Here is an 8,107-nt window from a genome sequence, read left to right on the forward strand (position 1 = left end):
CAAACTTTACTATTTAAAATTAACAAGCAAGCCATCCAAATTGGATGGCTTGCTTGTTAATTTTAAATAGTAAAGTTTGAAGCCAAGCTTATGAATTACTAAGGTGGAATTCAGCAATCAATAAAATCGACTATAGCGTTAATCATACTTATGTTGATCATACTTATGAGGTACATTCAATTTTCTACTCCCTACTCCCTACTCCCTACTCCCTACTCCCTACTCCCTACTCCCTACTCCCTACTCCCTACTCCCTACTCCCTACTCCCTACTCCCTACTCCCTACTCCCTACTCCCTACTCCCTTATAAAAAAGTAATCAGCATTTTTATGACATGAAAATAGCAATTGTTAATGATTCAATGATGGCAGTAGAGACCCTGCGGCGTGTCTTGATGGTGGTTCCAGACTATAAAGTAGCTTGGGTTGCTAGTGATGGTGCCGAAGCTATTGCCAAATGTGCCAAAGATCTCCCAGACTTAATTTTGATTAATTTGACAATGCCAGTAATAGATGGGGTTGAGGCAACTCGCCAGATCATGAAACATTCTCCCTGTGCGATTTTAGTGGTAACCGCTAGCGTCCAGCAGAATTCATCTAAAGTATTTGAAGCCCTTGGATATGGAGCCTTAGATGCTGTCAGCCTGCCAGTTTTGGGCACTCGCGGTAACCCAGACGCTGCTCAAGAACTACTTACTAAAATTGCTACCATTGGTAAACTGATTGGAAAATCCACCCGAAATTCAAAATCCCCAGCCCGAAATTCCCAACTCCATCTTCCGCCGTTAATCGCAATTGGTGCTTCTACTGGAGGACCAAAGGCTCTAGCAACGATTCTCTCCAGCATACCAGCAAGTTTCAGTGCAGCAATTGTGATTGTCCAGCATGTAGATGTGCAGTTTGCTTCAGGATTAGTGGAGTGGTTGAATCATCAGACACCCTTGGTAGTCCAACTAGCGTCTGACGGTAGCCGTCCTGAAGTAGGGAAAGTATTGATTGCTGGAACCAAAGACCACCTGTTTTTAACATCGAATTTGAGGTTAACCTATACCACCAAACCCAGTAATTATCCCTACCGCCCCTCCGTAGATGTTTTTTTCAAAAGTGTAGCCGAGTACTGGAAGCGCAAAGGCACCGCTGTCTTGTTAACTGGCATGGGTAGAGATGGAGCTGAAGGGCTAAAACTGTTGCGCTCTAAAGGTTGGCATACTATTGCCCAAGATAAAAGCAGTTGCGTGGTTTATGGGATGCCGAAAGCAGCAGCAGAGTTGAAGGCGGCGGTGGAAATTTTGCCCCTAGACGCGATCGCACCTGCCCTAATCAAAGGATTCGCGTTTAAGCCTTAGCTAAATTCCTATAGCTAAATTTATATATCACTTTTATTGCACAACACTGATATATTATAATAATTCTTAACAATAGCTGACTATTAAGCACAATTGGCATGACATAGTTTTCCCAGTTTGCCCAGAGTATTGAACAAAATTTGATAAACTGCTAAACGAATTAGCGTTGCGTCAGTCTTTGAATGAATAGGAGTAGAGTGGGCATCCTGCCCGCCCCAAAATAAGGAGGAAACTGGCAAGATGCCAGTTCTACACAAGATGCCAGTTCTACACCTGATGCCAGTTCCACGCCTGATGTCCATTCTACGGCAAGATGCCTATTCCACCTCACTCTTAAAATCATTCCATTATTAAGCAACGCCAAAGAATTAGCTAACCCTAGGTTATTTATCTATGCTGTACCTGATCTAATTGATAGCCAAAGCGGACATTACAAATAAAATGGTGACTCAAGAGCCGATTAAAGTCCTACTTATCGATGATCAGCCCATGATCGGCGAAGCCATTCGCCGCATGTTGGCTCCAGAAAAGGATATTATCTTTCGCTATTGTCAGGATCCAACTGAAACCTTAAAAGTAGCTAAGGAGTACCAACCAACGGTCATTCTACAAGACTTGGTCATGCCGGAGATGGATGGCTTGTTGTTAGTGCGTTTTTTGCGTTCTAAGGATTCGCCGACTCGACCTATTCCCCTGATTGTACTATCAAGTAAAGAAGAACCAGTAATTAAAGCTAAAGCCTTTGGATTTGGAGCAAATGATTACTTAGTAAAACTGCCAGATCTGGTAGAACTAATTGCTCGTATTCGTTACCATTCCAAAGCCTATCTTAACTTCCTCAAACGAACCGAAGCTGAAGAGCAGCTTAAAGCTGAAAATCTGCGCCAGTCAAAGTATATAAAACAGGTAGAAAAGGTGACAGTAGCAGCCGCCGCTGTGGAAAATGATACATTTAAGCCAGAAAGTCTGGAGGAAGTAGCCACTCGGAGCGACGAGTTAGGACGACTAGCACGAGTTTTCCGGCAAATGGTTCAAACGGTAAAAGCCCGTGAGCAAGAATTGACTCAAGCCAATGAAACTCTGGAAACCCTAAAAAATTCCTTTGCTCGGTTTTTCCCATTTGAATATCTTAATTTTCTGCACAAGGACAATGTGATTCATGTCCAATTAGGGGACCACGTTAGTAAAGAAATGGCGGTGATGTTCAGTGATATTCGCTCCTTTACTACCATTTCTGAGAGTATGACACCAAAGGAAAACTTTGACTTCGTCAATGCCTATCTTAAGCGTGTCAGTCCTGAAATTCGCAATCACGATGGCTTTATTGTCAAATTTCTAGGGGATGGCATGATGGCAGTTTTCCCTGATGGCGCTGATGATGCTGTCTGTGCTGGAATTGCCAAGCTCAAAAAAGTCCAGCAATACAATCAAAAGCGTGAAGCCAACGGTTATTTACCGATTCAAGTAGGGATTGGTATCCACTATGGTCACATGATGGTGGGGATGGTTGGAGAGACATTCCGAATGCAGGGGGATGCTTTTTCTGATAATGTTAACTTGACCGCTCGTTTGGAAGGCTTGACCAAGTTCTATGGGGTTTCTTTATTAATTTCTCAGCAAACCTTAGAGAAATTGAGCAATCCGAATAACTATCAAATTCGGTTTCTAGATCGAGCAATTGTTAAAGGTAGAAATGAACCCCTTGCTATCTATGAAGTGCTGGATGGTGAGACTGAGGCAGTTAGGGAATTGAAGTTAAAAACGCAACTGGAATTTGAACAAGGTTTAGAATGTTATCGCACTCAAGGATTTTACAAGGCTTTAGAGTATTTTAATCACGTGTTAATGGTGAATCCTTTGGATAAGACCGCTGCCTTATATGTGGAGCGAATTAAGCAGTTGATGGCTCAAGGGGTGCCACAGGATTGGGATGGAGTTTGGCGGTTTACCAAGAAGTAAGCTATCTGGGTTAATGGCAGTAGGGAGTAGGGAGTAGGGAGTAGGGAGTAGGGAGTAGGGAGTAGGGAGTAGGGAGTAGGGAGTAGGGAGTAGGGAGTAGGGAGTAGGGAGGGATTTTCGGCGTTGCTGAATTTAGGAATGAATAGGAGTAGATTGGGCATCCTGCCCGCTCGAAAATAAGCATGAAACTGGCAAGATGCCAGTTCCACGCCTGATGCCCATTCCACCAACATGCCCATTCCAGAAAACTCTTAAAATCATTCCATTATTAAGCAACGCTGGATTTTCTCCCTCTTCCCTCTTCCCTGCTCCCTGCTCCCGTCTTGATGCAGTCGCTCATGGGGGAAACCCCCAAGACCGCGCTGCATCGCTGCTCCCTAAAACCCAGAACTTTGTACCTCACCGAATTGATAGCTGCTATATATAGTATAGTAATATTTGCCTAAGGATATTGGTACTATAGTTTATTCATTAGTGATTGCTAAGCACTAATCAATAAACTTTATTACCAAGCACCCGGAATGATAAGTATTCATCGGGATATAATTATATCACAAGTTGCCCACTGTAATTGTTTATATAATTTTTTTATGCAGGTAGCACTCCAAAAAATTTCTAATTCTGAAATCTTTCAGAATACAGTTTTGATCGTAATAATCTTGGCTAGCATTATAGTAGGTCTGGAAACCTATCCATCATTTACAGAAAATTACGGCACTCTTGTCAATTTTATAGAACATCTAATATTAGGTTTTTTTATTGGTGAAATTTTTATTAAGATAGGTGCTGAAGCTAGTCATCCATGGAGCTACTTTAAAAATGGATGGAATCTATTTGATTTATTCATTGTTGTGGCTTTACTATTGCCAATTGATAATCAATATTTTATAGTGCTACGTATGCTTAGGCTGCTGAGAGTATTTAGGCTAATCTCTGCTTTGCCTCGCTTACAAATACTCGTCCGAGCTCTACTCAAGAGTCTACCCTCCATGGGCTATGTCTTTTTGCTTCTCTGTATTTTGTTCTATATTTATGGGGTAGCCGGAACCTTTTTATTTGCTGAAAACGATCCGATTCACTTTTCTTCCTTACCCAAATCTATCTTGTCTCTATTTCAAGTAGTAACCCTAGAAGGTTGGGCAGATTTGATGTATATCCAGATGTATGGCTGCGAACGCTACGGTTACGATGGTATAGAAGCACTTTGCACAAATCCCTCAGCTTCACCCCTGGTTGGTGTCCTTTTTTTTGTGAGCTTTGTGATGTTGGGGGCGATGATTACTATCAATCTTTTTGTTGGGATTATCACCAGCAATATCAGTGATAGTGTCGATGAATTCAAGCAGGAGCAGGATAAAAAGTTGGAGAAGGTGATCAAGGAGCAGAATCAATTTAGCAAAGTGTCCAGACTTGAAGGTCAGTTATTAGCAATTCAAGAACAGTTGAAAGATATGCATAGTTCCTTAGAGCGTATCCGAACAGATATTTCTGATTATTGAGCGATTATTGATCACTTTTAATCGATTTCAGTAGTTTGGATGTGATTCGGCAACACTATCATTGATTGCCTTTTTGATCTTGTTGTTAAGCTGATATCACCTACTTTTCTACATAGTTTTCGAGCTTAAAAAACTCAATCAATTCCTCAAACTTCGTGTCATTAGCGGTAGGAGTTAATAATTCAATTTCTTGAATTATGGCTGGATTCAAATACTTAAAAACATCCTGGGTTAAAACCGAAATTGCTTCGGCGGTCAACCCTTTAAGTTCACGAGCCAATCTAGCCATTCGTCCCTTAGCAAAATTGACTTGAAAGCGAGTCCTTTTCAGAAGCCGTTGTCTAAGATTTTCATAAAGCGTTTGTTTATCGATAGCTTGGGAATCGGGAAGATCGTGATTCAAAATTATTGGAATAATATCAGGATTTTCTTCTAGAAATAGCAGACTGCCTTCCTCGTTAAATGCTTCAATTCCTTCCATGCCCAAAGTGCCTAAATCAGCCAAAGCAATAATCCGAGCTACCAGAGATAGGTTTTTATCAGAAGAGTAGAGGTCAGGCTGGTAAATGGTATTGTCTGAAGTATCATAGTAACAAATGGTAGCGTTAATGGCTTCTGTAATGATTTGTACATCTGAATCGGTAAACAAGGCCAGATGGTTAGGAGTTTGCTTACTTATCCATTCATTCTGATTTTTGATGTAATCCAAAAGCTTAGTAATTGTAGCAGCTTCGCTCACACCACTTTCTCGCCGTCTAGAGATATAGGGTTGGATTTGAGGGACAAACTCTTGCACCATATCGTGAGCAATGGCGCACAGATCGATTAACTGTTTCATTCTGCTCAGATAGTCTGGTGCTATATCATTGTCCAGACCGGCTTCCCAATAGGGTCTGATGGCTTGGAAAATCCGATCAGCTCTACGCTGCACTCCATTAACATGGTCACAAGTATGATAGTAAAGCTGTTTTCGCTCCGTTTCTTTTTCCATTTCCAGCAGAGCAAAGGTTTTCACCCTAGTGACTGCTTCGACAAAGGAGCTAGGAAGCTGAGCTGACTCATCAATTGAGGGGTGTGGTAGATACTGATTATCCTGATTGTGTTGATTCATGAGAGTTGTTTTGATGACTATACCAATCCTAAATGAATTGTGATAATTTTTGTTCCCTTTTCCCTACTCCCTACTCCCTACTCCCTGTTCCCAGATCCGCTGTTCCCTGTTCCCTTTGGTATAACAACTGAATCGGTTTTAAATACCAAAAATTGATTTAATACGTTTGCGAATCTCGGCGAAAGGAGTTTCGTCTTCCTCTGTGGCACTGACGGTTATTCCTAAGCGTTCCAATGTCTCTTGACGTTTGGATAATTCTTCAGAAATTCGGTCAGCTAATTCTTCGTGCTTAGCCAAAAGACTTTGTAAATTGTCTCGATCCACCACAAACAGCATTGTCTCTTCTAGGGTAGCGATCGCTACTCTAGTAGGGTGGGCAAATTATCCTAGTAATACCAATTGATCACCAATCATGTCCATTTGCCCACCCTACAACCTGAGTAGGGTGGGCAATATATCAAATTAATACTATTTCATCACCAATCATGTCCATTTGCCTAACTTACATCGGGGTAGTGCGATCGCGACCTGAGTAGGGTGGGCAAATCATCAAAGTAATACCAATTGATCACCAATCATGTCCATTTGCCCACCCTACGCCTACAAGTAAGGTGGGCAATATATCAAATTAATACAATTTCCTCACCAATCATGTCCATTTGCCCACCCTACTACTATTTTATCAAAATCAACAGGGAGTAGGGTGGGCAAATTATGAATGTGGCGTAGGGTGGGCAAATCATCAAATTAATACCATTTGAGCACCAATCATGTCCATTTGCCCACCCGACAAGATCAGCGATTGGCCGTAGGCCACGCTACGCGATCGCACTGTTCCCTCTTCTGAGTTCCCTGTTCCCAGATCTGCTGTTCCCAGATCCGCTGTTACAGTACCCATTCCGTAGGGTAGGGTGGGCAAAAAATGATAGTTTGGCAATTTCATCATCAATCATGTCCATTTGCCCACCCTACTACAAGAGCGATTGGCCTACGGCCACGCTTCGCGAACGCACTTCCAAATTCATGATCATTTAGAATAAATCTGCATGGGAACCGGAACGAACCAGAAAAAGATTGGTTTCAGAGGTTTTGTAGATTAAAATCCAGTCTGGTTCGATATGACAATCTCGGTATCCACTCCAATTTCCTGTTAAGGCATGATCTTTGTATTTGGGTTCTAGTTCTTTTCTCTCTAATAAGTTCTCAATAACGGATTTAAGCTTTTCCATATTTTTGCCACGCTTCTGTAGCCTAAATTAAGCAACAAAATAGTCGGGTAGGGTGGGCAAATTCCGATAGTTTGGCAATCTGAGCAGTTATCATGTCAATTTGCCCACCCTACTTTATCAGCGATCGCTTTATTAAAGCGGTTTTCAAAAATAGGTGATAGCATTAAATTCCCAGTTCATTGTAGAGAGATTCTTTATTGGCACAAACGGTCAAGTTTTTTGGTTCTTCAATATTTATAATCGCTTGTTGGGTCTCTTCATTGAAGTCGTTAATTGTATAAGTGTTCTCTTCAATTCGTTTCTCTCTTTCAGCTTGAAGCAAAATAAGCGCGAGGTGTTTTTGTAAATAAATGGCTAGGGCGTTTTGTTGTTCTTCCTTTAGCTGTGCGATCTCCTCAAAGGTTTCTTGGATTAATTTAGTCATGGGTTGTTTTTGCGAAACCGTATTGTACGAAATTGTAGCACTTTGACATCCTCCCACCGCGCTCATCAAAGATTATAGTGCGATTGGCCGTAGGCCACGCTACGCGATCGCACCCAGTGGGGTAGGGTGGGCAAATCATCATACTTTAGCCGATTGATCATAAATCTAGTCCATTTGCCCACCCTACTACTACTGACATTATCCCGGCCCGATCGCTCTTCCATTTTCCCAAACCGGCGATCGCACTGTTACCAGATCCGCTGTTCCCAGGCGTAGGGTGGGCAAATCATCAACCATTAACCAATTGATCATCAATCATGTCCATTTGCCCACCCTACTTTATCTGATAATTCTTCACGAAGAATACGGCGTAAATCCCCTTGGGTGAGAGGTTGCTCATTTGGCAGTAGGAGATGTTTTTTTAAAGCCTCATTTATCAGAGTCTGATAACCAATTCCAGCCGTTTCGGCCTGTTCTCGAAAATTGGCAAGAATATCATCATCGAGATAAATAGTAATGCGTGTTTTTCCTTTAGAAGGA

12 protein-coding genes and 1 pseudogene are annotated in these 8,107 nt (G+C 41.9%); 5 read left to right on the plus strand and 8 right to left on the minus strand.

What is annotated here, in order from left to right:
• The first annotated feature begins 165 nt into the window (after window positions 1-165).
• Complete coding sequence (locus tag F6K51_RS34265) at window positions 166-318, plus strand: hypothetical protein (RefSeq protein ID WP_293029705.1); 153 nt, start codon at window positions 166-168, stop codon at window positions 316-318.
• 16 nt (window positions 319-334) lie between these two features.
• Window positions 335-1,345: a chemotaxis response regulator protein-glutamate methylesterase gene (locus F6K51_RS34270; protein ID WP_293029710.1), complete on the plus strand. Its 1,011-nt coding sequence runs from the start codon at window positions 335-337 to the stop codon at window positions 1,343-1,345.
• 160 nt (window positions 1,346-1,505) lie between these two features.
• Here F6K51_RS34270 and F6K51_RS34275 read toward each other — a convergent pair whose 3' ends face one another.
• Window positions 1,506-1,688 (minus strand): hypothetical protein, encoded by a 183-nt coding sequence (locus F6K51_RS34275; protein ID WP_293029713.1) that lies wholly within the window; start codon window positions 1,686-1,688, stop codon window positions 1,506-1,508.
• Window positions 1,689-1,786: 98 nt separating this feature from the next.
• Between F6K51_RS34275 and F6K51_RS34280 the strand changes: the two genes are divergently transcribed.
• Complete coding sequence (locus F6K51_RS34280) at window positions 1,787-3,304, plus strand: adenylate/guanylate cyclase domain-containing protein (protein ID WP_293029717.1); 1,518 nt, start codon at window positions 1,787-1,789, stop codon at window positions 3,302-3,304.
• Window positions 3,305-3,314: 10 nt separating this feature from the next.
• On the opposite strand, the gene F6K51_RS34285 is transcribed toward F6K51_RS34280, so the two are convergent.
• On the minus strand, window positions 3,315-3,488 hold the full coding sequence (locus tag F6K51_RS34285; RefSeq protein ID WP_293029720.1) for a hypothetical protein: 174 nt from the start codon (window positions 3,486-3,488) through the stop codon (window positions 3,315-3,317).
• 12 nt (window positions 3,489-3,500) lie between these two features.
• Here F6K51_RS34285 and F6K51_RS34290 point away from each other — a divergent pair, with 12 nt between their 5' ends.
• Window positions 3,501-3,731, plus strand: coding sequence for a hypothetical protein (locus tag F6K51_RS34290; protein WP_293029723.1), 231 nt, complete (start codon window positions 3,501-3,503; stop codon window positions 3,729-3,731).
• Between the two features lie 163 nt (window positions 3,732-3,894).
• Window positions 3,895-4,803, plus strand: coding sequence for an ion transporter (locus tag F6K51_RS34295; protein ID WP_293029726.1), 909 nt, complete (start codon window positions 3,895-3,897; stop codon window positions 4,801-4,803).
• Between the two features lie 100 nt (window positions 4,804-4,903).
• Here the strand turns inward: F6K51_RS34295 and F6K51_RS34300 are convergent, their stop codons facing one another.
• The 6 genes and pseudogenes from F6K51_RS34300 to F6K51_RS34325 form a co-directional block, all read right to left on the minus strand.
• Window positions 4,904-5,914, minus strand: coding sequence for a hypothetical protein (locus F6K51_RS34300; protein WP_293029730.1), 1,011 nt, complete (start codon window positions 5,912-5,914; stop codon window positions 4,904-4,906).
• Window positions 5,915-6,052: 138 nt separating this feature from the next.
• Window positions 6,053-6,250: a hypothetical protein gene (locus tag F6K51_RS34305; RefSeq protein ID WP_293029734.1), complete on the minus strand. Its 198-nt coding sequence runs from the start codon at window positions 6,248-6,250 to the stop codon at window positions 6,053-6,055.
• 406 nt (window positions 6,251-6,656) lie between these two features.
• Window positions 6,657-6,860, minus strand: coding sequence for a hypothetical protein (locus tag F6K51_RS34310; RefSeq protein ID WP_293029737.1), 204 nt, complete (start codon window positions 6,858-6,860; stop codon window positions 6,657-6,659).
• A gap of 85 nt (window positions 6,861-6,945) precedes the next feature.
• Window positions 6,946-7,155: pseudogene (locus F6K51_RS34315) on the minus strand (type II toxin-antitoxin system YafQ family toxin); the annotation flags it as partial.
• Between the two features lie 151 nt (window positions 7,156-7,306).
• Window positions 7,307-7,633 (minus strand): hypothetical protein, encoded by a 327-nt coding sequence (locus tag F6K51_RS34320; protein WP_293029741.1) that lies wholly within the window; start codon window positions 7,631-7,633, stop codon window positions 7,307-7,309.
• Window positions 7,634-7,878: 245 nt separating this feature from the next.
• Window positions 7,879-8,107: BrnA antitoxin family protein (locus tag F6K51_RS34325; RefSeq protein ID WP_293029744.1), on the minus strand; the 229-nt coding region annotated here is incomplete at its 5' end.

The sequence above is a fragment of the Moorena sp. SIO3I8 genome, from assembly GCF_010692325.1.
GTDB lineage: Bacteria > Cyanobacteriota > Cyanobacteriia > Cyanobacteriales > Coleofasciculaceae > Moorena.

Bases quoted from the DNA above. Each gene is read 5' to 3' on its own strand.
- F6K51_RS34290 (WP_293029723.1), top strand. From the start codon at position 3,501: ATGCCAGTTCCACGCCTGATGCCCATTCCACCAACATGCCCATTCCAG.
- F6K51_RS34300 (WP_293029730.1), bottom strand. From the start codon at position 5,914: ATGAATCAACACAATCAGGATAATCAGTATCTACCACACCCCTCAATT.
- F6K51_RS34270 (WP_293029710.1), top strand. From the start codon at position 335: ATGAAAATAGCAATTGTTAATGATTCAATGATGGCAGTAGAGACCCTG.
- F6K51_RS34310 (WP_293029737.1), bottom strand. From the start codon at position 6,860: ATGATGAAATTGCCAAACTATCATTTTTTGCCCACCCTACCCTACGGA.
- F6K51_RS34280 (WP_293029717.1), top strand. From the start codon at position 1,787: ATGGTGACTCAAGAGCCGATTAAAGTCCTACTTATCGATGATCAGCCC.
- F6K51_RS34265 (WP_293029705.1), top strand. From the start codon at position 166: ATGAGGTACATTCAATTTTCTACTCCCTACTCCCTACTCCCTACTCCC.
- F6K51_RS34305 (WP_293029734.1), bottom strand. From the start codon at position 6,250: ATGCTGTTTGTGGTGGATCGAGACAATTTACAAAGTCTTTTGGCTAAG.
- F6K51_RS34275 (WP_293029713.1), bottom strand. From the start codon at position 1,688: ATGATTTTAAGAGTGAGGTGGAATAGGCATCTTGCCGTAGAATGGACA.
- F6K51_RS34295 (WP_293029726.1), top strand. From the start codon at position 3,895: ATGCAGGTAGCACTCCAAAAAATTTCTAATTCTGAAATCTTTCAGAAT.
- F6K51_RS34285 (WP_293029720.1), bottom strand. From the start codon at position 3,488: ATGCTTATTTTCGAGCGGGCAGGATGCCCAATCTACTCCTATTCATTC.
- F6K51_RS34320 (WP_293029741.1), bottom strand. From the start codon at position 7,633: ATGAGCGCGGTGGGAGGATGTCAAAGTGCTACAATTTCGTACAATACG.